22 protein-coding genes are annotated in these 25,904 nt (G+C 47.2%); 14 read left to right on the plus strand and 8 right to left on the minus strand.

Features of this window, described 5'->3' with window-relative positions; all coding sequences use genetic code 11:
• Positions 1-2: 2 nt before the first annotated feature.
• The 3 genes from topA to E4N69_RS04230 are packed head-to-tail and all read right to left on the minus strand — an operon-like array spanning position 3 to position 3,860.
• Positions 3-2,132, minus strand: coding sequence for a type I DNA topoisomerase (topA, locus tag E4N69_RS04220; protein WP_253824618.1), 2,130 nt, complete (start codon positions 2,130-2,132; stop codon positions 3-5).
• Positions 2,133-3,086 carry a DNA-processing protein DprA gene (gene dprA, locus E4N69_RS04225; RefSeq protein ID WP_253824619.1) on the minus strand — a complete coding sequence of 318 codons (954 nt, stop codon included), beginning with the start codon at positions 3,084-3,086 and terminating at the stop codon, positions 2,133-2,135. It abuts the gene before it with no gap.
• A 54-nt stretch (positions 3,087-3,140) separates the two neighbouring features.
• Positions 3,141-3,860: a tetratricopeptide repeat protein gene (locus E4N69_RS04230; RefSeq protein WP_162662886.1), complete on the minus strand. Its 720-nt coding sequence runs from the start codon at positions 3,858-3,860 to the stop codon at positions 3,141-3,143.
• Positions 3,861-4,236: 376 nt separating this feature from the next.
• Between E4N69_RS04230 and E4N69_RS04235 the strand changes: the two genes are divergently transcribed.
• Positions 4,237-5,493 carry a cation:proton antiporter gene (locus tag E4N69_RS04235; RefSeq protein WP_253715295.1) on the plus strand — a complete coding sequence of 419 codons (1,257 nt, stop codon included), beginning with the start codon at positions 4,237-4,239 and terminating at the stop codon, positions 5,491-5,493.
• A gap of 70 nt (positions 5,494-5,563) precedes the next feature.
• Here E4N69_RS04235 and alr read toward each other — a convergent pair whose 3' ends face one another.
• Positions 5,564-6,691 carry an alanine racemase gene (gene alr, locus E4N69_RS04240; protein ID WP_253824620.1) on the minus strand — a complete coding sequence of 376 codons (1,128 nt, stop codon included), beginning with the start codon at positions 6,689-6,691 and terminating at the stop codon, positions 5,564-5,566.
• A gap of 149 nt (positions 6,692-6,840) precedes the next feature.
• Between alr and E4N69_RS04245 the strand changes: the two genes are divergently transcribed.
• The 13 genes from E4N69_RS04245 to E4N69_RS04305 all read left to right on the plus strand — a co-directional run bounded on the left by E4N69_RS04245 (position 6,841) and on the right by E4N69_RS04305 (position 20,442).
• On the plus strand, positions 6,841-8,139 hold the full coding sequence (locus tag E4N69_RS04245; protein WP_253808260.1) for an FTR1 family iron permease: 1,299 nt from the start codon (positions 6,841-6,843) through the stop codon (positions 8,137-8,139).
• Positions 8,140-8,296: 157 nt separating this feature from the next.
• A complete protein-coding gene (locus E4N69_RS04250) occupies positions 8,297-8,920 on the plus strand; it encodes an iron transporter (protein WP_006190014.1) in 624 nt (207 codons plus the stop codon).
• A gap of 455 nt (positions 8,921-9,375) precedes the next feature.
• Entirely contained in the window at positions 9,376-10,419 is a 1,044-nt protein-coding gene (locus E4N69_RS04255) for a Fe-S-containing protein (protein ID WP_232502157.1), read from the plus strand.
• Positions 10,420-10,449: 30 nt separating this feature from the next.
• The gene (locus E4N69_RS04260) at positions 10,450-11,727 is read left to right on the plus strand and encodes an ABC transporter permease (protein ID WP_162662893.1); all 1,278 of its coding nucleotides are present in this window, start codon (positions 10,450-10,452) and stop codon (positions 11,725-11,727) included.
• 45 nt (positions 11,728-11,772) lie between these two features.
• On the plus strand, positions 11,773-12,909 hold the full coding sequence (locus E4N69_RS04265) for an ABC transporter permease (protein WP_162662895.1): 1,137 nt from the start codon (positions 11,773-11,775) through the stop codon (positions 12,907-12,909).
• Positions 12,910-12,923: 14 nt separating this feature from the next.
• Positions 12,924-13,610 carry an ABC transporter ATP-binding protein gene (locus E4N69_RS04270; RefSeq protein WP_253824621.1) on the plus strand — a complete coding sequence of 229 codons (687 nt, stop codon included), beginning with the start codon at positions 12,924-12,926 and terminating at the stop codon, positions 13,608-13,610.
• Between the two features lie 290 nt (positions 13,611-13,900).
• Complete coding sequence (locus E4N69_RS04275) at positions 13,901-14,878, plus strand: phosphate/phosphite/phosphonate ABC transporter substrate-binding protein (RefSeq protein ID WP_162664733.1); 978 nt, start codon at positions 13,901-13,903, stop codon at positions 14,876-14,878.
• A 66-nt stretch (positions 14,879-14,944) separates the two neighbouring features.
• On the plus strand, positions 14,945-15,718 hold the full coding sequence (gene phnC, locus E4N69_RS04280) for a phosphonate ABC transporter ATP-binding protein (protein WP_203232443.1): 774 nt from the start codon (positions 14,945-14,947) through the stop codon (positions 15,716-15,718).
• The gene (locus E4N69_RS04285) at positions 15,708-16,562 is read left to right on the plus strand and encodes an ABC transporter permease subunit (protein ID WP_253824622.1); all 855 of its coding nucleotides are present in this window, start codon (positions 15,708-15,710) and stop codon (positions 16,560-16,562) included. The genes phnC and E4N69_RS04285 overlap by 11 nt, the downstream gene beginning before the upstream one ends.
• On the plus strand, positions 16,559-17,377 hold the full coding sequence (locus E4N69_RS04290; protein WP_162662903.1) for a PhnE/PtxC family ABC transporter permease: 819 nt from the start codon (positions 16,559-16,561) through the stop codon (positions 17,375-17,377). Before E4N69_RS04285 ends, E4N69_RS04290 begins: the two co-directional genes overlap by 4 nt.
• A gap of 237 nt (positions 17,378-17,614) precedes the next feature.
• Positions 17,615-18,793 (plus strand): hypothetical protein, encoded by a 1,179-nt coding sequence (locus E4N69_RS04295; protein WP_253824623.1) that lies wholly within the window; start codon positions 17,615-17,617, stop codon positions 18,791-18,793.
• A gap of 35 nt (positions 18,794-18,828) precedes the next feature.
• A complete protein-coding gene (locus E4N69_RS04300) occupies positions 18,829-19,689 on the plus strand; it encodes an alpha-hydroxy-acid oxidizing protein (RefSeq protein WP_162662907.1) in 861 nt (286 codons plus the stop codon).
• 15 nt (positions 19,690-19,704) lie between these two features.
• The gene (locus E4N69_RS04305; protein ID WP_162662910.1) at positions 19,705-20,442 is read left to right on the plus strand and encodes a 16S rRNA pseudouridine(516) synthase; all 738 of its coding nucleotides are present in this window, start codon (positions 19,705-19,707) and stop codon (positions 20,440-20,442) included.
• Positions 20,443-20,576: 134 nt separating this feature from the next.
• Here the strand turns inward: E4N69_RS04305 and E4N69_RS04310 are convergent, their stop codons facing one another.
• The 4 genes from E4N69_RS04310 to E4N69_RS04325 all read right to left on the minus strand — a co-directional run bounded on the left by E4N69_RS04310 (position 20,577) and on the right by E4N69_RS04325 (position 25,831).
• Positions 20,577-21,320: a YebC/PmpR family DNA-binding transcriptional regulator gene (locus E4N69_RS04310; RefSeq protein WP_253715302.1), complete on the minus strand. Its 744-nt coding sequence runs from the start codon at positions 21,318-21,320 to the stop codon at positions 20,577-20,579.
• 273 nt (positions 21,321-21,593) lie between these two features.
• Entirely contained in the window at positions 21,594-21,884 is a 291-nt protein-coding gene (locus E4N69_RS04315; protein WP_253824624.1) for a hypothetical protein, read from the minus strand.
• Between the two features lie 128 nt (positions 21,885-22,012).
• Positions 22,013-23,938, minus strand: coding sequence for an NAD-dependent DNA ligase LigA (gene ligA / locus E4N69_RS04320; protein ID WP_253824625.1), 1,926 nt, complete (start codon positions 23,936-23,938; stop codon positions 22,013-22,015).
• Positions 23,939-24,070: 132 nt separating this feature from the next.
• On the minus strand, positions 24,071-25,831 hold the full coding sequence (locus tag E4N69_RS04325) for a RecQ family ATP-dependent DNA helicase (RefSeq protein WP_253824626.1): 1,761 nt from the start codon (positions 25,829-25,831) through the stop codon (positions 24,071-24,073).
• Between the last annotated feature and the right edge of the window lie 73 nt (positions 25,832-25,904).

Genomic DNA, 25,904 nt, shown 5'->3' on the forward strand with positions numbered 1-25,904 from the left:
GGCTAGTCGATATCCCGGTCTTCGATGCCTTCGACAACGCTGTGCAGGTAATCGCAGTCGGGGTTTACACAGGCTTTATAGCTTCCGTTCTTTTTATCGTATTTTTCAACCATGAACCAGCCGCATTTGGGACATAGTGCGTTGATAGGCTTAAAATGAGAGATAAAGTTACACTTCGGAAAGTTGGTGCAACCGAAAAATTCTTTGCCTCGTCCTTTTGCTCGCCGGGATACGATGTCTCCGCCGCAGCCGGGACGCGGGCATTTAGCCAATGGGATGGATTTGGTATTGCGGCATTCGGGGAAACCCTCGCAGGCCAAGAAAAAGCCGAAGCGGCCGAGCTTTTTCATCATTCTTTTGCCGCATTTTTCGCATGTAAAGTTTGTCGGCTCATCGAGGCTGCCTTTCAAACTGCCTAAATGCGCCATCACCGAATCCACCTGCGTGATAAACGGGGTATAAAAGGAGCCGATAATCTTTGACCAGTCGGCATTGTGTTCTTCTATTTCGTCCAGTTTTTGTTCCATACCGGCGGTAAAATTGACGTCGATCACATCTTTGAAGTTTGCGACTAGCAGATCATTGATTATTCTACCGAGCTGGGTAGGAACAAGCTGCTTATTGGAGCGGTTGACGTAGTAGCGGTCGAGCAGTACCGAAATAATCGGTGCATACGTCGAGGGGCGTCCGATGCCTTTTTGTTCCAGCATCTTAACGATACTTGCGTCGGTATAGCGGGCGGGTCCCTGCGTAAAGTGCTGTTCGGGAGTCAGACTGTCTACCGTCAGGGTATCGCCGGTTTTTAAGGCCGGCAACGCCTTGCCTTTTTCTTCTTTTGAAAGGAGCAGATTGAGCACGGCGTAGAATCCTTTGTCCGTTACCTTGGTAGAAGCCGTTCTAAAGACCGCATCTCCTGCGGAAATCTCATAGCTGAGCGTTTCGGTCTTTGCGCCGGTCATCTGGCTTGCAACAAAGCGCTCCCAGATAAGTGTATAGAGGCGCAACTGGTCGCGGTTGAGGTAGTCTTTCAGATAGTCGGGCGTATAAGTACAATACGTGGGGCGGATACCTTCGTGGGCGTCCTGTGCTTTTGCTCCGACGCTGTAGAAATTGGGTTTTTCCGGTAAAAAAGCGGGATATTGCTCGCCGATCCAGTTGCGCACTTCCGCAAGGGCAACATCGGAGATACGCACCGAGTCGGTACGCATATAGGTGATTAAACCGACGCGGCTTGAGCCGACGGCGATACCTTCGTATAGCTGTTGGGCAATCTGCATCGTTTTACGGGAGGTAAAGCCGAGCCGATTCGCTGCCGTTTGCTGCATTGTAGAGGTCGTAAATGGAGGTTTGGGATGGATGGTCTTTTGGGTACTTTTGATATCGGTAACCGTTGCTTCTTTTCCATTCAATACATCGATGATCGCCTGTACTTCCCGCTCGTTTTTAAGCGTCGGTTTTTCTCCTTTATATAACGCGAGCTGGGCATCGAAGGCTGTTTTTCCTTTTTTAAAGGCTCCTTCCAGCGTCCAAAATTCTTCGGGGATAAAATTCTCTACCTCCGCTTCCCGTTCGCAGATGAGGCGCAGCGCAACCGATTGTACCCGCCCTGCGGAAAGCCCGTTCTTTACTTTTTGCCAGAGTAGGGGAGAAAGGTTATAGCCGACAAGTCGATCGAGTACACGGCGGGCTTTTTGCGCATTGACTTTCGCTTCGTCGATATCCATAGGATTTTGCACCGCAGTTTTAATTGCCTGTGGCGTGATCTCGTTAAAGACGATACGATTTATCGGTACATCTTCGCATTTTTCCCGTATCGCATTGCAGAGATGATAGGCAATAGCTTCCCCTTCGCGGTCATTATCACTTGCGAGAAAGACGTGCTTGGCGTTCTTTGCATCTTGCTGCAGTTCCTTCAAAAGTTTTGCGCGGCCGCGTACGGTGATATATTCGGGTTGAAAGCCGTGTTCTATATCGATTGCGATACGGGACTTCGGTAAATCGATTAAGTGCCCCATTGAAGCCTTAACCGTATAGCCGCTGCCTAAGTATTTTTCGATTGTTTTTGCTTTTGCCGGCGATTCTACGATAATCAAGTTTGTTTTTTTCGTTTTTGTCGCGGTTTTTTTCGCCATTTATCGTGCTCCTTTCTCAAACAAAGGTAGTTGTATCTGCCCGTCTCTCTGCAAATACTGCAAGGTTGGGTTTGCCCATTCGCGTAAAAGGTCGCCGACATGTTCAACCGGAATTGCTCCGTCCTCAGCGAGCTTTTTGCAGCCGGTATTCTGCACGGAATCCTGTAATCCGGCATATACGCATACGTCGCGTCCTTGCTCGAGGGCAAAGTCCGCAGTAATGAGCGCTCCCGATTTTGCCGGCGCTTCGACGACAACGGTTGCGCGGGCTAACCCTGAAATAATCCGGTTACGCTGCGGAAAGCGATAGGCGAACGGCGGTTCCCCGGGCGCATATTCGCTGAGGATGCACCCGCCCGTTTCGAGTATCCGGCCTGCGAGCCGTGCATTGCTCTGCGGATATAACCGGTCAAGTCCGCATGCCAGTACTGCGGTCGTTAGGCCGCCGCCCTCCAAGGCGCCTCTGTGCGCAAAGGTGTCGATGCCTCGTGCCAGCCCTGAAATAACGGGGATACCGGCGTGTCCGCATTCGGTACCCAGCTGCAGTGCCGCTTTAATACCGTTCCCCGTCGGGCGGCGCGTGCCGACAATTGCCACCGCAGGCGTATCGGCTTGCGGTAAGACGCCGCGGTAGTACAGCAAAAAAGGCGCATCGGGAATTTCCCGTAGCAGGGGAGGGAAGTCGGAATCATCGTAGAACGTCATGTTGATTCGGCAATACTTCATCAGCGCCTCGGCTTTTTCCACTGCCTGCGGCAGCTGTTCCGGTTTATAACTGCGTGTACGGAGTGTCCGTCGTATCATCCGGCTGAGCGTATCTATTGAACTTACTGTAAGTGCTTGTAAAGTGTCAAGCGTGCGGGCAAGTAAAAGGCGCTCGCTCCCCTTTAGAAAAGAGCAGTACGAGAGTGCAATGTAGAGTTTTCGCCGTTCCGAATCGGTTTTTGTGTTCATTATGATAGGTATAGAATCCTATTACCTGCTCAATACATTGCAGTTGCCTAAGCGTTAGCGCCGGGCATTTTCTACAAAGGCCTTGTTTCGTTCGGCATCGGCGCGCTGTTCGGCGCTTCCGCTCGTTTTGATAATACGGTCGTAGGCGGCAATCGCTTTCTCATATTGACCGGTCATGTAATAAGCGCGCCCAAGGATAAATAGGGAATCCAGCGGTTTTTTTTCGCGGGCTGCTACCGGTTCCATAATCGTAATGGCATCTTCCGGCCGATTCAATTCAAAGACATAGAGAACGGACAGTGCATACACCGCCCGCGTATAGGTGGGGTCAAGCTCCACGGCGCGTTTATAGGCGGAAACCGACAAGTCAAAATATGCCCGCCGTTCGTCAAGGCTCATATTCGGGTAATCGAGGGTACTTTTTGCGATGACGGCAGCACATACGCCGATTTGATAAAATACATGCTGATTTTCGGGGAAATATTCCAATGCGCTGCGGAAGGCTTCCAGCGCTTTTTTGTACATCTTTTTATCCATGTACCGGCGGCCGAGAATTTTGTACCAAATGCCGATTCGCTGTTCCATCGTCAGGATATCATTCACCTTCCCCTGATATTTTTGAATTGCCGATTGTAATTCTTCTATAGAAGAGGGATTCTTGACACCCATCTCCATATCCTGCATCCGCCGTATAAAGGCGTTATCTTTACAGGCAACGCAAAGGAAAAGAACGGAACATAATAACCCGATATACGGAACTTTCTTCGATTTCATGTAAACCTTCCATCTTTGTGCGATATTTTAGCTTTGTCAAAATTTGCCGTCAGCTGATGAATAATGCGATTCATCTCTGGTAAACTATTCTTATATATCTTTGTTTGATTGTCAATATTACCGTTGCGGCAAGGTATCTGGCGCCGCTTGGAGATATCTTCTAAAAATCTAACCGAGTTTTTTTCAGATGCCCTTAACTTCTGTGTAAAATATTGCGATTCCTTTTCTTTTTTACTATAATGGACACTCAAAGTAGGGAAACACCGGTTAATCCGAATGCGAATCGACAACCCCGACGTAGGGCATCGGGATATTAAGCTTTCCGCACGAATCAACACGTTATTAGCGCACCCTCTCAAGTACAAAGGAGTTTTTTATGTCTGCTAAGGAAATACCGATTGAAGAAATCGCACTGCAAATTGTCCTTTCCGTCGGAATTATCATTATCGCTGCGAAGTATCTCGGTCTTCTTGCTAAAAAAATCAATATTCCGCAGGTTGCCGGAGAAATCGTTGCAGGGCTTTTCTTACGTTACCTGCCTTTTTTTCATAATTTCGGCGGTTCCGAACCGAATATTATCTACGCCGAAACCAACCAGTTTATCGAGTATATGTCCGAGATCGGTGTCATCTTGATTATGTTCTCTGCCGGTTTGGGGACTAATTTAAAATCGCTTGTTAAATCCGGCATAAAATCCACCGTGATCGCTGCCTGTGGTGTTATCGTACCGTTGATTTTAGGCACGGCTATGGCATTGGGCTTTTGGGGCTTTGACGGGTTCGGGACACCTGTATTTTATCAAGCTCTGTTTATCGGAACTATCTTAACGGCAACGTCGGTCAGTATTACCGTTGTGGCCTTAAAAGAACTGGGAAAGATAAATTCGGAAGTCGGGCAAACAATTATCAGCGCTGCAATCATCGATGATGTCTTCGGCATTATTGCATTAACGGTTGTACTCGGTGCCAGTTCCGGCAAAGGCGACTACCTTGGGCTTATTATAAAAACGGCAGCTTTCTTTGCCGCTTCGTTAGTTGTAGGTTACCTAATTTATCGAATTTTTAAATGGTATGATAATAGGCATCCGCATACCCACCGTATTCCGATTTACGGACTGGGAGTTGCTTTGATTTTTGCCTATTGTACCGAACGGTTCTTCGGCATCGCGGATATTACCGGTGCGTATGTTGCAGGAGTTGTGTTTTGCAACTTGCATGATGCCTCTTATATGGAACAAAAAATAGACATCAATTCATATATGTTTTTTAGTCCTCTCTTTTTTACTGCCATTGGGCTTAAAACGGACTTAAGCGGTCTGAATATGAGCTTGATATGGTTTTCGATAGCCTTTGTGCTTATCGGCTGCTTGGCAAAGATCATCGGCTGCGGCGGTTCGGCATTGGCTTTGGGCTTTAAGCGACGGGAATCGCTCCAGATAGGGCTGGGAATGATGGTACGCGGCGAGGTAGCCCTCATCGTAGCGCAAAAAGGGCTTGCTGTCGGTATGGTTAAGGCCGAATATTTTGCGCCGGTTATTTTACTGATCATTGTTTCTTCTATGATTGTGCCTATTTTACTCGGAAAAGCATTTTCGGAAAAAAATCTGCCCCCTGCAGGGACACCCGCCGTATAGCACATCAGGACGTATCCCATTTTCCTAATCATCGGGAAATGGGACACATAAGGCTATAGGGCGCAGTTGCTTATCGGCTTTCGTTCACAAAGATACGCGGAACACGCTTGTGAATGCCGCAGGTAATTTCGTAGGGAATAGTTCCGGCGATATCCGCCAGCGTTTGTGCGCTGTTATCCTGCGGATTCGGGCCGAAAATGCATACTTCGTCCCATCGCTGCACCCATGGGTGCGCGCCGAGGTCAACCATACATTGATCCATACATATTCTACCGACAATGGGGAAAAATTCGTTGCCGATGCGTACCTTCAACCCGGGCGAAAGCGCGCGGCGTAAACCGTCCGCATATCCGATCGGAAGCGTTGCAATATAGGTATCCTGTGGGGCTGTCCAGTTGCGCCCGTAGGAAACGCAGGTGCCGGCGCGTATTTGTTTTATCAGTACCACCTGCGTTACCAGTTCCATAACGGGTTTTACGTCGATAGCTGTTGCTGCGTTCTGTACGGGCAAGTAGCCGTAGGCAAGGAGTCCGGGGCGCACCATATCAAACCGAGCTTCCGGCAACAGCTGTACCGCACCTGAATTGGCAGCATGAACGAGTGGAATGTGTATACCCGTCTGTCTGATTGCTTCAACGGCATCGCTAAAACGTTCGAGCTGACCTTTTGTAAAAGCACGATCGGATTCGGAATCGGAATCCGCAACGGCAAAGTGCGTTGCGACGCCTTGTAGCCGCAAGTGTTTTGCCCGCACAATTTGAGTCGCTAATTTTACAGCTTCCGACGGCCTGCAGCCTATCCTGCTCATGCCGGTGTCCACTTTAAGATGTACCGCGACGGTTTTCTTTTGCACATCGGCTACGCGGTTAAGCTCATTGATAAATTCTTCGTCGATCACGAGCGGTTCCAGTTTATAGTCAATAATGGAGTCTATTTCTTCCAAAATCGGTAGACTGAGCGAAATGATGGGAGCGACAATGCCTGCCTCTCGAAGTTCTATACCTTCCTGCACGGAAGCGACGGCAAGATACGAAACCCCTGCTCGAATAGCTGCAATCGCCGTTCGTACGGCACCGTGTCCGTAGGCATCCGCTTTGACCGGTAAACATATCTTTGTTTCCGGAGCAAGGGTTTGTTTGATTTGGGTAATGTTATGTTTCAGATTATCCAGATGGATAATCGCTTTTGTTGCACGCATGGGCGGCATTGTACTGCAAACGGCAAATAATTGCAATTTATAAAAAAACGCCTTAATACGTTTACCCCGAGGCGCGCCCTTGACATTATTTTTATGAGTGATATACTAGCGGCGTATTTGTAAGTTTTAGCTAATTAGTTGAGGGCTTTATGTATATTACACAGAATAAAAAACATACCTTTGCCGCAATTTTGTTCGCTTTATCGTTCATATTTATTCCGGTTAGCGGACTGTATGCCGCAAATGACGAAGAGGTGCTGGATTCGTGGACAGGAATTGTAAAAAAGATGGAAGTGCATCTCAATAATGCTTACGATCTTTATACTCAAGGAAAATCCAAAGAAGCGTATGACGAAGTGAACGTTGCCTACTTTAGGTTTTATGAATCTAAAGGGATGGAAAAGATAACGATGGGGTACCTTTCTGGTGCCCGCAAAACAACGGTTGAAAATGCGTTTTATGAATATCGTCGAAATGTATACAGCGATAAAGACAACGAGATGGTAAAAGCGCATAAAGATAAGCTTATTGCAATGCTTTACCATGATGCAGCCGAGCTTGACGGCACGTTGGACGAAAGCGGCAGCGAGACTGCAAATACCGCTCAATCGGCAGTTGTTGCAACGTTTATTTCCTGTTTTGTATTGGTACTCCGTGAAGGTTTGGAAGCAATCCTCGTTATCGCTGCTATTATCGCCTATCTTGTAAAAACGGGAAAAAAGAAATATATCATGTCGGTATATGTCGGTGCGTTGGGCGGTATCTTGGTAAGTATTCTGCTGGCCTTTTTGTTCGGCGCTGTTGCCGGTGCTCAGAGCGGCATCGCTCAGGAAGTTTTTGAAGGCATCGGTATGTTTGTCGCAGTTATCGTGTTGTTCTATGTCAGTAACTGGATGCTTTCAAAGTCCGAAACCGAAGCATGGGAACGGTACATTCATAAGAAGGTTGAAGCATCGGTTTCTACCGGAAATAAATGGGTCTTAATTTTCGCGGCCTTTATTGCAGTTGCGCGTGAAGGTGCCGAGCTTATTCTCTTTTTCCAGGGCGTTCCCATTCATGGAACGAGCGGCCGGAATGCAATGATCTTGGCGATTGTGCTGTCAGCGATTGTACTGATTGCCGTATTCCTAGTATTTAGGTTCTTAACCGTGCGGTTGCCGTTAAAGCCTTTCTTCTTGGTTACCAGTATATTGATGTATGCGATGTGCTTTTCGTTTACCGGAAAAGGTGTGTCGGAACTGCAAGCTGCCGGTGTTGTCAATAAGACCGTTATTCCGTGGATGGGCTTTGAAATGGACTTCCTCGGCATTTATGCAACGTATGAAAGTCTCATTCCGCAGATTATCGTACTCGCGGTGATTATCACAATGTCTGTTGTGTATGCAAAAAAGAATAAACAACAGCGTGCTCAAATTGAAGCTGAAAAGGCGAAGATTGGGCAAAAGTAAAAAGATATAGGGCGATCTCAAAAGCAAAGTTTTTGCGATCGTCGATGACAACTGCTTTTGGGCTGCCGGATTGCGGAAAATAACCGGTGTCCTGCAAGGCTGTAATGAATGTGAAACAAAAAGAAAATAAAGATATTTATAGGAGGATAGTTTCAAAATGAAGAAAACCGTATCTTTTCTTTTTGCACTGATTGCAATCGCTTTTGTGCTTGCATCATGTGAAAAACCTGCGCAAAAGCAGGAAATGGCAAAACCCGCTGCAGAACAAAAAGCTGCGGCTCCTGCACCGACTGAAGAAGAAGCTGCAGGTTTTGATGAGTTCCCAATCGGAGACGAACAGGATGTAGGCCCGCTCCATATCGGTGGCGTTTACTTCCAGCCGGTTGACATGGAACCTGCCGGAAACAGCCTTTCCAAGAACGAAGCTGACTGCCACATCGAAGCGGATATCCACGCAAATGATGAGGGTAAAGCGCTCGGTTACGGCGTAGGCGACTTTGTTCCGTATCTTCATGTTAAGGCTTATGTTCAAAAGCAAGGCTCGAGCAAAGTGCAGGAAGTTGCATTTATGCCGATGAATGCCGATGACGGCCCCCACTATGGTGCAAACATGAAGTTCGAAGAAGGTCTCGGCAAATACAATGTCAAATTCGAAATCAAAGCTCCGGGTAACGATTACCTGTTGCACGTTGACAAAGAAACCGGTGTTACCGGCCGTTTCTGGACGGAACCGCTCGTTGTCGAATGGAAAGATTTTGAATGGAAAGGACCTCAGTGGTAAACAGTATGCAGTTTTAAGGCGGTGCCGGTTCATTTAAATAGTTAATCGGTATGTCTTACAATCAACCCGTTTGGAAACTTCCGTTTCGGGATAGGTTGTCTTGGAAACTGCTTTGCCACACTAAGCGGTAATCGTTATTCTTTCTTTGCAAGATACTCCTATTGAAAGGTATGTTTTGGGAAAGAGTGGCGGTTACCGCCGGTTTTTTCTTGGAGGTGTATCATCTTAAAATTTTATATAAGAGTTTTTGAAGCAGGTATCGCCTTTGCATTGGTGTTAGCCGTTGTATTTGCTTCATTTAAAACTCAAGAGTCCGAGAGAACGGAAGAATCCGAAAAAAAAAACGGCTTGTCGTTTTAGCAAGTATGCTGCTGGGCTTTGCCGGCAGTATTGTTTCAGCAATTCTTAGATCAATTCCCAACTATATAAATAGAACACGTTTCGCTTTTTGGTGCATGGTTCCTGTTACCATCGCACTTCTCTTTTTACTCATCCTGCTTTTTATTTCACCCAATCTTAAACGAAAGATAGCGCATATATATGAAAATCTTTTTAGTGCGGCAATTTTCTTGTATGCAGCCTCGATGCTGTTTTACTATCTTCCCGTTATCATCATGCTGGCAACCACATTGGTTAATTACGGCGAAAGCGCGGTAAGTACGATTGTCTTATTCAGACTGATAGGCTATGTACTCGGTATTGTGTGTATGCTGTGCGCCGGTTTAGCGATCTATAAAACGTTGATTAAATTATCGGCCATAGAACTCAAGGTATCGGTTGCCGGAGCGCTTTGCATTTTTGGTGTTACGCAGGTGGTTGTTATTTTACAGCGCCTCTATTCGTTGGGGATTATTCCTCGCAACGACTTTATCTTTGCATTCATTGCCGCGGTCGTAAACCACGGCAATTTCTTTACCTTTGCAATTATCCTATTCATTATGATTCCGCCGATTATCCTCTGGCGGAAGAACCGGACAATTACGGAAACGTATCACAACAATGCAGAACTGCGGAAACTGAAAGCGCAAAAGCGCAACGCACGCCGGTGGGCGAAATTTTCGCTGGTCTTGCTGATCGGTTCGGTTTTATCTCTGTCCGTTTTGCGGCACTATGTCGACCGAGAAGTTCCGCTTTCGCCTCCGGAAAATTATACGATTGCCGACGGTATGGCGATGATTCCTATTTCGGAATTGGAAGATGATAAGCTGCATCGGTATGCGTATACTTCGGAGCAGGGAATTGAAGTCCGGTTTATTGCCATTAAAAAGAGCGAAGGCTCTTATGGCGTAGGACTTGATGCGTGCGATATCTGCGGTCCTACCGGATATTTTGAACGGAACGGGGAGGTTATCTGTAAACTCTGCGATGTCGTGATGAACAAGGGAACTATCGGCTTCCCGGGCGGATGTAACCCTGTGCCGGTTGCGTATATCATCCACGATGAAAAGATCAAGATAAAGATAGCCGATCTCGAAGCGGAAGCGCACCGCTTTAAATAGGAATATCCAGATGGAGGTTCGATAGCAATTATGTTTTGGAGAATGATAGCCGGTTCCCTCTTCCGTCAGAAAGGGAAGATGGCGATGATTGCGTTTACCATTGCGCTGGGTGCGAGTCTTTCAAGCGCAATGCTCAATACGATGCTCGGAGTAGGGGATAAGGTAAATCAGGAGCTGAAAACCTACGGAGCGAATATCAATGTCGTGCATAAAGAGGCCTCGCTTCTCGATGATATTTACGGAGTAGAGTCGGGGAGTACCAAAAAGTATTTACGCGAGGATGAGCTGTATAAAATTAAGACTATATTTTGGGCGTACAATGTTGTTGACTATGCTCCGTTTTTAAACGTGTCCGTTGAATATAAGGGACAAAATAAGCCCGTCCGCCTGACCGGTACATGGTTCGATTATAAAATAGACTTGCACACCGGACAGGAAGTTATTACCGGTATCCGGCGGATGCGGACGTGGTGGGAAGTAACCGGTGCTTGGGCTTCCGATACCGATGATTCCGCCTGTATGATCGGCAGCCTCTTTGCGGGGAGGAACGCTATTCATGTCGGCGATGTGATCGAAGTAACAGGCCCTGCCGGAAGCGCATCGTTGACTGTTTCCGGTATATTCAATTCGGGCAGCAACGAGGATGAGTACATCTTTACACCCCTTCATACGGCGCAGCGCCTGTTAGGAAAAACCGATGTGTGCGAAAGCATTGAGGTAAGTGCGCTTACAACACCCGATAACGACCTCGCACGAAAGGCTGCGCGGAACCCTTTGAGTTTAACCATCAAAGAGATGGAGGTATGGTACTGCACCGCGTATGTCAGCAGTATCTGCTATCAGATTCAGGAAGTGATTACCGATGCCGTTGCAAAACCGGTGCGGCAGGTCGCCGAATCCGAAGGGGCGATTTTAAATAAGACCACGCTGCTGATGCTCTTAATCACAATTTTGAGCTTGCTCGCTTCCGCATTGGGAATTTCCAACCTTGTAACGGCGAGCGTGATGGATAGACGCGCAGAAATCGGTTTAAAAAAGGCAATCGGCGCGAGCAACACGGCGGTTACCGTATCGGTACTGACGGAGATTATGATTATCGGCTTAATCGGCGGAACAATCGGCTACTTTGCCGGATTGGGCTTAACGCAGATTATCGGACGGAGCGTATTCGGTTCGGCTATTCCTCCTGCGCCGATGGTGATTCCGATTGTCGTGCTTATCATCTTTCTTATCACCCTGCTCGGCAGTCTGCCTTCGGTACGGTATTTACTCAAGCTCAATCCTACGGAGGTGCTGCATGGAAAATAAAATGCACGTCGAAAGCGGAAAGAGCGGATACGGGAGTGAAACGCTATGACAAGAAATAGAATGTATTTAAAGATGATTACAAGCTCGCTGATACGCCGCCGTTCACGGATGCTTGTCGCGTTGTTGGCAATCGCAATCGGCTCTACGGTGCTGTCGGGTTTGTTAACTATTTACTATGATATTCCGCGCCAGATGGGGACGGTGTTCCGGTCGTACGGCGCAAATTTGATATTCCTTCCGGCGGAAAGCGAATCCAAGATTACGCAGGAGCAAATCGGCGCTATTAAGCAGGTGATTGACCCTGAGAAGCTGGTCGGTTTTGCGCCGTACATCTACCAGTCGGCAAAGGTAAACGAACAGCCGTACATGATCGCCGCGACGGATTTGGCAAGCGCAAAAAGCAATAGCCCCTATTGGCTTATTCGCGGGGATTGGCCGCACAATAAAAAGGAAGTGCTGATCGGGCACGAAATAAGCCGCAATATCGAGTTGTCGGTCGGCGATACCTTTATCGTCAATACGCCGAAGCCGAACGGCGATGTTACCGTCAACGAATGTACGGTGTCCGGCATCGTTACCACCGGCGGCGTAGAAGAAGAATTTATTTTTATGAGCCTTGAGGATATCAAAGGGATTATCGGGTATGATGATCAGTTTGATGTTATTGAATGCAGCATCGACGGCAATCAGGAATACCTTAAATCGATAGCCGACACGGTGTCGAAGCAGGTGAACGGTATTACGCCGCGGCTTGTAAAGCGTGTAACGGAATCTCAGGATGTAGTCTTAAACAAGCTGCAGGCGCTCGTGTGGATTGTTACTATCATCGTGTTGTTCTTAACGATGATCTGCGTAACAACGACGATGATGGCGGTTGTCGCAGAACGTAGAAAAGAAATCGGCCTTAAAAAAGCGCTCGGCGCTTCGAATAGCAGCGTCGTGAAAGACTTTATGGGTGAAGCGGTGATGCTCGGTTTAATCGGCGGTATCTTGGGTGTGGTATTAGGCTATGTGTTTGCGGACAACGTGAGTATCAGCGTATTCGCCCGCGAGGTTTCGTTTCCGGTGCAGCTCGCGCCGTTTACGGTCATCGCCTCGATTATCATCACGATTGTTTCCTGTTTATTCCCAGTACGCGCCACGGTAGACATTGACCCCGCTTTGGTTTTACGCGGGGAGTAGCAAAGGAGAATTATATGGATATTTTAACATTGAGCGGAATTTCAAAGATTTACGGCGACTTAAAAGCCTTGGATAATATAAATTTGACGGTAGAAGAAGGCGAGTGGCTGTCGATTATGGGACCGTCCGGTTCCGGTAAGACGACGCTGATGAACATCATCGGCTGTATGGATAAACCGTCGCTCGGCAAGATTGATTTGGCGGGGCAGGATATTTCAAAATTATCTTCGAAGGAATTAACCGTTGTCAGACGGGATACCATCGGTTTGGTCTTTCAGCAATTCCACCTCGTCAATTATCTTACCGCGCTTGAGAATGTGATGATGGCGCAGTATTATCACAGTATGCCCGACGAAGAAGAAGCGATGGAAGCGCTTGCGAGCGTCGGCTTAAAGGAGCGGGCAAAGCACTTGCCCAATCAGCTGTCGGGCGGAGAGCAGCAGCGCGTGTGTATTGCCCGCGCGCTCATCAATCACCCCAAGCTCCTGCTTGCGGACGAACCGATCGGCAACCTCGATGAAAAAAACGAACTTTTGGTTATGGAGATTTTTGAAAAGCTGCACAATACCGGCAGTACCATTATCGTCGTTACCCACGACCCCGAGGTCGCCGATCAAGCGGAACGGATGGTCGTACTTGAGCACGGAAAAATCGCGCGCATCGAAAAGATGAGCAGAACGCGACCTGTGCTGCAAAAATAAGATGCACAGGGAAAAACACATTAGGGGCTTTTTAGATATACTACTGATTAGTATTACTGCCATCTGCGGCGAATATAAAAAAGCGGCCTGTGGCGTGGATTATGGAGTGGTGTAAGCGATTGCACAAAGACTCCAATTATAGTAAACTGGCGCGCATAATCGGAAATCGCTAAAAACTGCTTTTAGCGATTTCCTAAAATGTGGAGAAAGTTATGAAATCCTCTTTATTTTGTGCTACAACCGCTTCACCAGCAGAAAAGATGTTGCGGTATGTTAAACCGTTTCTTTTTATGACGTGCCTTTCAATTTTACTTGTTTGCTCATGTAGTAAAGCAGAACAAAAGCCGCTCACAATGGTTTTTTATCCAAATGAGTCAAGCGAATCCATGAAAGATGCCCGCGCTGCATTCAAAGAAATTTTAAAAGAAGCCGTCGGACGCGATGTTGAAATTTTGACAACGACTGACTATAACATCGCATTGGAAGCGCTCGTTTCCGGTAAGGCTGATATGGCTTATGTCGGTGCCGAAGGGTACCTTACCGCACATAAACGGAACAGCGCCGTTGTTCCCATTGCAACAAATTCGGGACCCAGCGGAACGCTTGAAGATGCAAAGTATTACAGCTTCATTGGTGTACAGCGGAAGGATGCCGATAGCTATAAAAAGGCTGACGGCAGTTTTGACTTAAGCCTATTAAAAGGTAAAAGAATGTCGTTTGTGGCAGCAAGCTCTACCTCTGGGTTTGTTATTCCCGCACGTGTTTTGGCCGCCGCTTTTGCTCTTGATAATACCGACGATCTTATATTGAGCGACAAAGTATTTTCCAAGGTGCTATTTGCCGGTTCCCACCAGGGCTCACAGGTCAACCTTTTCCGCGGCGATGCAGATGCGGCAGCCTTTGCCATCCCACAGACAATCGGCGTGTACGAACTGCTCGAAGGGGAAGCTTATAAAACCGGTGCCGTCTACCGCGTAACCGTAGGAGCTGATGAACCTTTTACCTCCTTTGCAGGAAGTGAAATGACTGTAATCCGTTCCATTCCCGTCTTAAATGCACCGATCACCGTCAACGCAAATACCCTTTCAGCCTCGGACATAAAAAAGATACAGGATGCGCTGACGTCGGATAAGACAGCTAATAATCCCGGAATTTTTAATGTAAAGGATTCCGGTAAAAAAGGTATATATCCTAAGTATTCCGAAAAGACACGGCTGGTTGCTACCGATGATTCCTGGTATGATGAGATCAGGAATTCTACTAGGTAATTATAATATTAACTTATTTCGGCAGAAGCACCGGGGGTAAAATCCTCTGCATGAATAGGGTTTGAATTGTTGATTACCTTTAAAGATGTTTCAAAACAATATACAGGCGGTAGACGCGCATTAGATTCCATCGATCTTACGATTGAACAGGGAACAATAGTTTCTGTTATCGGATCTTCGGGAGCGGGTAAGACAACCTTTATCCGCTGTATTAATCGGCTTATCGATTGCACTGCCGGTACGGTTGAGATCGACGGTGAAGTACTGCAAAAAATGAACAATCGCCGATTGAAACAGCTTCGTAGAAAAATCGGAATGATTTTTCAAAACTATAATTTAGTAGAACGGCTCACCGTTCTTGAAAACACGCTCCACGGCTGTCTCGGTGCTTTGCCGCTGTATCGTAGCCTATTCGGGCTGTATCCGCAGGGCGAGAGGGCGCGGGCTCTAGCAATACTCGAAGAACTCGGCCTTTCGGATTACCTTTATCAGCGGTGTGCAGATTTAAGTGGTGGTCAAAAACAACGTACCGGCATTGCGCGGGCATTGATGCAACGTCCGGAAATACTCTTATGCGATGAACCTGTCTCTTCACTCGATCCGCAAAGCGCACAGGATATCCTTGATTATATTGAAAAGATAGTTAGAGCGCGGAATCTTACCTGCATTATGAATTTGCATCATGTTGAATACGCAAAGCGGTATTCTGACAGGATTATCGGTTTAGGCAACGGAAAAGTGGTCTTTGACGGAAAACCGGAAGAACTCTCGGAAAAAGCGCTGCACACTATTTTTTCTTCCGGAACCCATACCGAAAAGAAAGACGGCCATGAAATTTGATATTCCGATAGGTAGGCAATATCCTGCCTTTGAATCACATCAGCACCGGCAATCGCCTTCTTCAGAGGCTTTCTTCAAGAAAAAAAAACTAAGAACATTGACTATCTTTTTCACGGCTGCCGCGTTATATACAGCTTCGGCAATTATGACGGGGTTTACGGCATGGAATGCACTAACAGGGATTCCACGCGGACTATATTGGCTGGTAAGGAATTTTTTTCCATCGGCACAATCGATTTCTGTGCTGCCACTTATTTTTAAAACTTCGCTGCACACAGCCGTTATCGCGATAACCGCATCAACTACAGCTTTTTGTGTTGCCTGTATAGCGGCTGTTGCCGGTTCGCAAACAACCGGCCGCTTCCGCGTATTGCGTATTGTCTGTTCCGGTGCCGCATCTTTTTTTAGAAATATACCTCTTCCCGCATGGTCTATTCTATTGCTGTTATCTTTTAAGCAAAATGCCGTAACCGGTTTTTTGGCTCTTTTTTTTATTACCGCAGGACATTTAACCCGAGCTTTTACCGAAATTATCGACTCTCACGCCGAAGAATCGTATACGGCTTTGGAAGCAGCAGGCGTATCGTATATACCGATTATCATTCACGGCGTATTACCAAATGTCCTTCCGCTCTTTATTTCATGGCTACTCTATGCTATAGAAACCAATGTCAGAGATTCGGCATTGATCGGCATTTTGACGGGAACGGGTATCGGCTTCCTTTTTAATCTGTATTTTAAAAGCTTTCGTTATCCCGAAGCAGGTCTTATCATTTGTGTGCTGACGATACTCGTACTTTGCATCGACAGCATTTCCAACAGGGTGCGAAGGATATTACTATGAAAAACCATACCAGTATTGGCCGTTGCCGATTGCCGAGAAAAAAACAATATATGCCCTCTCTTGTATTTGCTGTTCTTTTCGGTATCAGTATTTGGGGATGTTTTTTGCTTGCGCAGGAAACAATCGATTGGAAGAGTTCATGGCATAATCTGCTTCACTATGGACGCATCCTTTTTTTGCAGCCGAAGCGGTCGGATCATTTACCCATCGGTGAACTTGCGTACTCACTCGGTATCAGTTTTGCACTATCGATTTTAACGACGATCGGTGGTGCCGCTATCGCTTTTTTCTTGGCTCTCGGAGCAGCTCGAAATATCGCTCCTTCGGGTGTCGTAAAAATAATCCGTATTATTACCGCAATTATCCGATCAATTCCCACAATTATTTGGGTGCTGGTTTTCTCGGTTACGATTAATATCGGTACCGATGCCGCCGTTATCGGTATGTGCTTCCATAGCATTGCTTATTTGGTAAAAGTGTTTTCGGAAAGCTTTGAACAGATTAACCGCGATACAATTGATGCTTTGCGAGCCTGCGGAGCGGGATTTTCCGGCATTATTACGCAAGCGGTTATCCCGGTTGCTGCAACATCCATTATTTCATGGACATTTTTCCGCTTCGAAATCAATTTTATCAATGCCGTCGCAATCGGCGCCGCCGCAGGATCGGGCGGCATCGGGTATTATTTATTCATGGCAGGCAATCTCTATTATGATATACGGGAAGTCGGCGTTATCACATACACTATTTTCGGTACCGTCATTTTACTGGAGCTGCTCTCTCTGCGTCTGCGGAAAGGAATCAAGCAGCATTAAAAAAATACCGACACTGTATAAGGAACCTCTAAAAACTGCAAACCTATCGGCTTGTTCTGTAAGGAAATGATTTGTCATATCCGCTAAAGCGGATTGCGAATCAGTTTTTAGAGGTTTTCCTTAAATTTAGTTGCGACGTTTAAAATTAAGTTATTATTGGATAAGACTTAATTTTAAACTTGTCGGGCATTTCTAAAAGCTAACCGAGCTTTTAGAAATGCCCATAGGGAGTTTTAAATGAAAAAAAATATAGCGCGTATCTTTGTATGTTTTTCGATGATATACACTGCTGTAGCCTTAGAGGTTAACGTACCTGAATTTAACTTCGGGATATTAGCAGGCAAGCAACCAAGCAGTTCGTCGCAATTCAGTATAGTCCAACAATCATCCATTAATTTCCGTTTACTTCACGGAGAACGTTTTTACAGCGACCTAAACCTTGCGCTCTATGTTCCTGATGTTCTGCGCTTTTTCCATCCGGAACAACTGTCGCGGATACCGGGACAATTTACTTGTGTTGATTTTTCTTTGAACTTTCCGAATTTTATAGGTCAGCCCCTGATTTTATCGGTCTTTACAGGACAACATCAGAGCCTTACGGGTGAACACTATAGCTTTGATTTTCTTAAGCAGCGTATGCGACCGGTAAAAATGTATGAAAACGATATTGCCGCACTTTTTACGCCGCCTCGTCCTCGTGAAGGCTTAGGTGTCAGTGCTGCAGGACTCATTTTAAACACTGGGTATGTAGGAGGCTCTTTCAGCTGGAACGGCGGAATAAAGGATAAACAAGAATACAGCCTATACGCACAGGGCGGTGTTTTCACAAATATTGCACTTATCAATGCAAACTTCTCCTTTCATATTAGTGATAAAGCGGCGAAAGTATCTCTTGCAACATCAGCTTCGGTACTTTTTACCGTTCATGATAATGTCGGTATTTTTACGCAGGTTGGGTTACATAAAACGAATTTCAGAAGCGCAACGCTACGAAAAGATCTTATCGGCAATATCTTTGCATTTTTTGAACCGCGTATTGCACTTGAACGCATGGACTTTGATTTTACATTCTTTATTTCCAAGATCCGAGACACTCAATCCGGCGGGCTTTTTCCTGTTGCACCGCTTATAAAGCCTTTTACTATCATTCATAATGAGCTATACGGCGGATTAAATATGTTCTTCGGTTTCGGAAGGATAGAATTAAATAAAATGCAAGGGGGTTTTCACAGTCTGATTGCACTGCCGATAACACGCCCCACGACTATGCCGCTATTAGTACTCGCCTTTACGCCGTTCTATACCCTGAATATCGGACCTTGCGATCTTGATTTCCGTTTTTCGTTTTACCCGCTCTTTTACGCTGCTCCTGCTTCTATGTTTGAAGCCAAGATAGCCCTGAAACGTAATTTATAAATGCATAAAATGCTACCCTTTATTGTAGAAAAATCATGAGCGGATATAAATGCCATTTTTGTGCCGAATGCGACGGATACGGCTGCCTTGGTGAACTGCCCGGAATGGGCGGCGTATTTCAAAGCGCCAATTTTATCAGCAACTGTTCTGCATGGCAGAAGTATTATAGCGATACCCTGTGCGATGATGTGCTACCTCCCATTAGATTGGCTCCTATTACCGGCGGTGTCGAAAATGTCGGCTATGGAGATGAAGCCGCGTTTTATTTCGATTTAATTGAAGCTTGTGCCGAAGCAGGATTCCTGCTCAGCATTGGAGACGGATACCCCGACGCAAAGATACAGGGAGGTCTTGCAGCCCTGCAGCGATACGGAAAAACCGGAGCGGTGTTCATTAAGCCGTATCCTAATCCCCGTATCTTTGAACGGATAGATTGGGTACGCAGCTCTGCCGATCTGGTAGGGATCGATATCGATTCCTATAATATTGTAACAATGCGTAACCTTGTTCAGCTTGAACAGAAAGATGCACAGAGCCTGAAAGAAATACAGCGGTATGCACAAAAACCTTTTGCAATTAAAGGAATATTTTTACCCGAAAATGTCGAGCTGGTAAAAGAGTTGCGTCCTGATGTTGCCGTTATTTCCAATCACGGTGGCAGGATAGAAACAAGGCGCGGCAGTACGGCGGATTTTTTAGCCGAGTACGGCAGTACGCTCCGTAAGTTTGCAGGCGAGGTATGGGTAGACGGAGGATTGCGGAGTCGCATGGATATAGTTACCGCAAAACGACTCGGTGCGGCACAGGTGATGATCGGTCGCCCCTGCATTACTGCACTGTTGAAAGATAAAGCTCAAGGTGTACGGGAGCTGTACCGTCGCCTAACTGTAGGTTAAACATATTTGCGGAAAATGCTTGTCAGGATAGATAAAATACTCGCTGCGAACGGATTAGGTTCACGGAAAGATGTACGGCGGCTTTTGCGTAAAGAAGATTTCCGAATCAACGGCACACGGGTAACCGATGCGGGGACGCTGCTTGACCCTGAAAACGATACACTTTCACATAACGGAGAAAAACTGTACCTCCGCACCTGTTGTTACCTTATGCTGAACAAACCGGCTGGGGTTGTTACTTCTACCTCCGATCCGCTGCACCGCACCGTTATGGAGCTGCTGCCGCCGCCTTTTTCTGCAATGAGTCTTTTCCCCATCGGACGGCTCGACCTCGATACCGAAGGGCTGCTCATCATTACCGATGACGGAGAGCTTACTCATCGGCTTACTGCCCCGAAATCAGCCTGTATAAAAAGCTATTATCTTGAAACAGCGGTTCCTTTCACCGAAGCCGAGTTTTACGTTGCCAAAACGGCCTGTGCTCAAGGATTATCACTCGGGAAAACTTTCACCTGTCTTCCTGCGATCTTTGAACGTACGGAAGCACAAAACATAAAAACGAAATGGGCATTTTTGATGCATATCTGCGAAGGGAAATATCATCAAGTAAAAAAAATGATAAAAGTGCTTGGAAATGAAGTGATCTACCTCAAACGAATTTCGATGGGGGGCGTTATGCTCGATCCGCAATTATCTGCCGGTTCTTGCCGCGAGCTTACCTCCGATGAAGTTACAGCGCTTAAGAAGATATAAGAATTGTTATTATTGCTGAAAGTATTACAATCTCTAATTGGTATAAAATAAAAACGCCATAGCAACCGTTGAAAACAACGATAGCATGGCGTTTAATTATGGAACAAGATATTGAAAAATTACAAAATGTACCGTTACTCCTCAGGTTCAAAATCGTCGGGAATATCAAGATTTGTGTATACGTTCTGGACATCGTCATCTTCTTCAAGACGCTCGACCATTTTTAATACTTTGCGGATTGTCTCTGCCTCCAAACTCATATACGTTGCAGGGACCATAGAGATTTCTGCAGAAACGGATTCAAATCCTTTTTCCTGTAAAGCTTCAAGCACGGAAGCAAAGTCGTTGGGATCGGTTGTTACCGTGATAATACCGCCTTCAGTCTGAATATCTTCCGCCCCTGCTTCCAAGGCTTCTTCCATCAGTTTTTCTTCGCTTACTACTTCGGCATCGTATTCTATAACACCCTTGCGGTTAAACATATAAGCTACCGAACCCGTCGCACCGAGGTTACCTCCATTTTTGGAAAAGAGGTTACGCACATTGGCTGCAGCCCGATTTTTATTGTCGGTCAGTACCTCTACCAATACCGCAACACCGCCCGGCGCATAGCCTTCGTACAACAGCTCTTCATAACTTGCACCGCCCAATTCGCCGGTACCTTTCTTGATAGCCCGTTCAATATTATCTTTCGGCATGTTAGCCGCACGTGCTTTTAATATCGCAGTTCTTAACCGCGGGTTACCGTTCGGATCCCCGCCGCCCATACGTGCAGCTATAGAAATTTCTTTAATAAACTTTGTAAACATCTGACCGCGTTTTGCGTCAGCGGCTCCTTTTGCGTGTTTAATCGTCGCCCATTTACTGTGTCCGGACATTATATACTCCCTCCGCCTTAAAAGGTTTAAAAACAAAATATGCGCAAAATTTATATCATATAAACACAGCTCTGTCAATTATACGTCTTTTGAAAATATGCGGGGCATCTACTGCGTCGCATCATTAAAAGTGTACATCCGTGTACACTTTTAATGGCGAATTTCGGCAAAGCCGAAATATCGCTTCTGTTTAAACCAGCGGCATCCGTGCCGCTTCTGCAATAAATCCTCAACGTGCAAAAAGCACGTCTCCGCTTTATTCGTGCGGAGGGTTTAATACCCGCCGTCCTCGGCAACGCTCTGCGTCGTAACAAAGGGTATTAAAGCCGACTGCAACCACCTTATGAGAACATACCGTGCGAAACGTTGAGCACGGTACCCGACGCTTGCGTCGGGGTTGTTGATTTTTGCTCGCGCCTTGAAATTACAGAACGGACAAGGATGTCCGTGCTTCCATACAGAAGCGAGTTTGCGCAGCGAAAACTTGTCATCAGAACGCCCAAGGATGGGCGGGGAGCTAATCAGAAGCAAGTTTTGTGTACAAAACTTGTCTTTTACCGACATACACGGATGTATGTCGGTAAAAAGTGTACACGGATGTATAACTGCTCAACAGGTTATTTGCAAAAGCGCTGGAAGGGCGGAAGGGAAACAGATGTCCATTTGCTGACGAGGTATCTACGAGGCCGGCATTAAAACAGTTTTAAAAATGCCTCTTCGGTGATAATCGTAGTGCCGAGTTCCTGCGCCTTTTTGTTTTTTGACGAACCGGAATCAGGCGTATTGGTTACCAAATAGGTAAGCCCCTTGGTTACCGAAGATTTTACTGTTCCGCCCTTGGCCTGCACCATTGCCTCCGCTTCTTTCCTTTTAAGCGTGTTCAACTCTCCGGTAAAGCAAAAGCTTTTTCCTGCAAGCGGAAGATTTCCTTGAGCGGAGACAGGCGCTTGAATAACGATAATCCCCGAACCGGTAAGGTGCAGCATTTCTTCCTTTGCATCGCGGAGGCCGAGCGTAAGCGTATGGGCAAGGACGCTGCCGAATTGGTACACGGAGGCAAAGTCTTCCTCCGAAGCTGCGAGTAGTTTTTCGAGAGTATCAAAGCCTGCATCAACCAGTTTTTCTACCATAATACGGCCGATGCCTTCAATATCAAAACCGGCAATAAAGGTCGGTAGGGAGATTTCGCGTTTGGCATGAAGCGCTCTGTACACTTTTTCCGCCGACTTTTTTCCCATGCGTTCCAAAGTGGCAAGTTCTTCAACCGTAATGGTGTATAAATCGGAAATAGAGCGGAGACGCTGTGCATCAAAGAGCTGTTTAAGGAGCGCCGTCCCAAAGTCTTGAATATCGAGGGTGTTGATCCATTTTTCTATCCGGTGATGAATAAGCTTAGGGCAAGCCGGATTGGGGCAGTACAGGCGGGTGCCTTCATCGCGGAGTTCAGTACCGCAGCTCCCGCATCGGCACGGCTGTTCAATGGGCACACATGACGCAGGGTTTTCGATGAGCGCTTCTATCTTAGGGATAATCTCCCCCCGTTTGGTTACCAGCACTCTACTGCCGATCTTGAGGTTCAGCTCCGCAATCATGTTCGGGTTGCAGAGGTTTGCCCGCTTAACGGTTGTGCCCGCCAACTGTACCGGATCGATGACTGCGATGGGGGTGTAGGTAGCGCCCGACTCGCTCCACTCGACGCTGCGCAATACAGTAACCGCTTCTTCAAGGCTGAACTTAAAGGCGATCTGTTTTTCCGGCCGCGCCCTACTGAGGTCTGCAGTATCGATGCGGTCGTTTTTAACGACAAGGCCGTCGATGTCGTAGGGAATAGTGCTACGTATATCCATAACATGGGCGCGGTAGTCGATAACTTCCCGGACGCCGGCGCACCGCGTAACCGGCACCTGTAAGAAACCCTGCGCTTCAAGCCAGTTGAGTTTCTCGGTTTCTGTGGTGAAAGGCGCCGTTTCGGTAAAGGGCTTTCCGACTGTTCCCGCGGCGGCATCGTAACAGATAATTTCGAGGTGCTCGCTGCCGCTGCCGTCCTTCCGCTTCATCAACCCGTTTGCCGCATTCCGGCAATTTTTTTTATCGGGATAAAAACGGCGTAGCACCTCTTTGGTCATCAGCACTTCGCCGCGGATACCGCCGGAAAAGGGAGCCGCTCCGGTAGGGGCGGAATCGCCTTTCAGCTCAAGCACAACACCCTGCATCTTTTTAACATTCGCGGTAATATCGTCTCCGATTTTGCCGTCGCCCCGTGTTACTGCCCGAACGAGTCGCCCCTTTTCGTATTGCAGCTCCATACTGGCGCCGTCCAGTTTATATTGTACCAAAAAATCGGAGAACGACATCTTTTCCGCCCATTTTTGGAAACTTTCGGGATCCGCTGCTTTTTCTTGACTCCCCATCGGGATAATGTGTTCCGCCTTCGGGAAGCCGTCAGCGCTGTCCTTAGGTACTGTTGCAAAAAGCGCATTCCGAGGGTCGAGACTGCGCAGCTCGTCCCACAATAAATCAAAATCCGCATCCGAAATTTCCGGTTCCGCGTTATAGTATAAGTCCTGATGCTTTTTTATCAGCGCTTCAAGCTCTTGTATCCGTGTATTCTTTTCCATATTGAAAACATACTATGTACGTAACAAAAATACAACCAACCATCTCTTTTCAAAAGGCTAACGGAAAACTCCTACTGATTAGTATCATTGCCGTTCGTAGCGGATATGAAAAAGCAGCCTAATGCGGTTGCTCTATGTAAGTGCTCCTTTCCAGAAGAATGCATTAGCCGGTCGAATTTTCTGTTCATGGATAAGCTGAGAAATAAGACTGCTAATGTCGCCGGCGCGCCAAAACGGAAGGTTTTCATGCAATATCCGAATAAGTTGCGGAACGGTGAATTTCCGTTTATTGGCTGTCACAAATTTGATTAGTTCCCGCTCGTCTTGCGGATACAGCAACGCGGTTCCGTTACAGATATCGCATCCGGAACAGGCGATACTTTCATCCCCTACATGAAGCGGAACGGCCCGCACTTCTCCAAGTGCTTCGAGCAGAACCTCGCGCCGGCAACGGCCGCTTTCGGCAAAATTGACGAGTATTTCAGCCCGCTTCCGCTGTTTTTCGGGCAACAACACAATCCTCGCTTTGTCTTCGGGGCTCCACAGCAACACGGCTTGCGCGGGGCTTCCATCCCGTCCACCCCTTCCTGCTTCCTGTACATAAGCTTCGGCCGTGGGCGGCGCATTTAGGTGGATCACAGTACGTACGTTCTTTTTATCGACGCCCATGCCCCATGCACAGGTCGTTACCAGTATCGCGCTATCGTGCTGATGAAACCATTGCTCCACCTCATCCTTTTCATTCCGTTGTAAGCCTGCATGATAAAACCGAATTGCCCGATCCCGCAGCGTATACCGTAAAAACGCAGCGGTTTGTTCCGTACCGTTCCGGGTCGCACAGAAAATAACCATCGGCCGCTGTCGCTGCATAACCTCTTGCAGGAGGGCAGGCGCCTTTACACGGCATTGTCGTACGTAATAGGCAATATTGGTACGATCCGATTCTCCACGTACCAGATGCGCCCGGCCGTCAAAGAGAACTTCGCCGATACGCTTTAATACATCGTTGCCTGCTGTTGCGGTAAAAGCGGTAACGGCAGGAGGTTTTAGCGTTTCGATAACCTGCTTGAGCGTTTGATAGGCCGGCCGAAAGCTGTCTCCCCACTCACTGACGCAGTGCGCCTCGTCTATGGCAAGGTGGGCAATGCCGCGCTTTGCAATACGGTTTAACACTTCTTTTTGCATCAGAATTTCGGGATTGGCAATGATGAGTTTTGCAGGAGGTTTTCCGTCCGTACCTTCGAGGCGGGCATACTGCGCGGCTCGTTCCTGTCCGCTTTGGCCGCCGCGGAACAACACCGGTTCAAGATTGCCTTCACACATCCGGCGCATCTGGTCGCTCATCAAGGCTAAAAGCGGATAGATAATGAGTGTCGGTTTATCCAACAGCAGCGCCGGTACCTGAAAACACAGCGATTTTCCCGCGCCGGTCGGCAACAAGACAATCTGCCTGCCCCGCAACACGCCGTCCTCGTCATAAAGCTCGCTTAAAGGTTCCCCCGTACCGGACAAAAAGCAATCCTCTGCTTGCGGTAGCCCGGTTCCGACCGGCGCTGTAGAAATTCCAGCCGGCTCTGTGGCATATTGTCCATATTGCGGTTCGGTGTGCGACGCCGTAATACCGGCCGACGATGTGGCAGCTTCGGCCGCTTCGGCAGCGTGTACGGCATCGAGGATATTGGCAATTACGAGTCGCTGCCATGGGTATAACGTCGGAATCCCGAATACGGTCTGTGCGCAGATAGAAACGGCATCGGCTGTTTTTTCCAAGCTGTATTCGGGATTATCCGATTCAAAAATCACGGGACAGCTTTCCGTATCGGGCAGCGCCGTCTCCGGTTCAAAAAGATAGGGGATTTCGCCATCAGGCGTTTTGTTGTTGATGATATTCATACCATATATATGCGTCACCAACAGCAAAATGGCTTACAATTTTGCAAAAAAAGTAGGGAAGGGGTTATCGAAA

This window comes from Treponema sp. OMZ 906 (assembly GCF_024181185.1).
GTDB lineage: Bacteria > Spirochaetota > Spirochaetia > Treponematales > Treponemataceae > Treponema.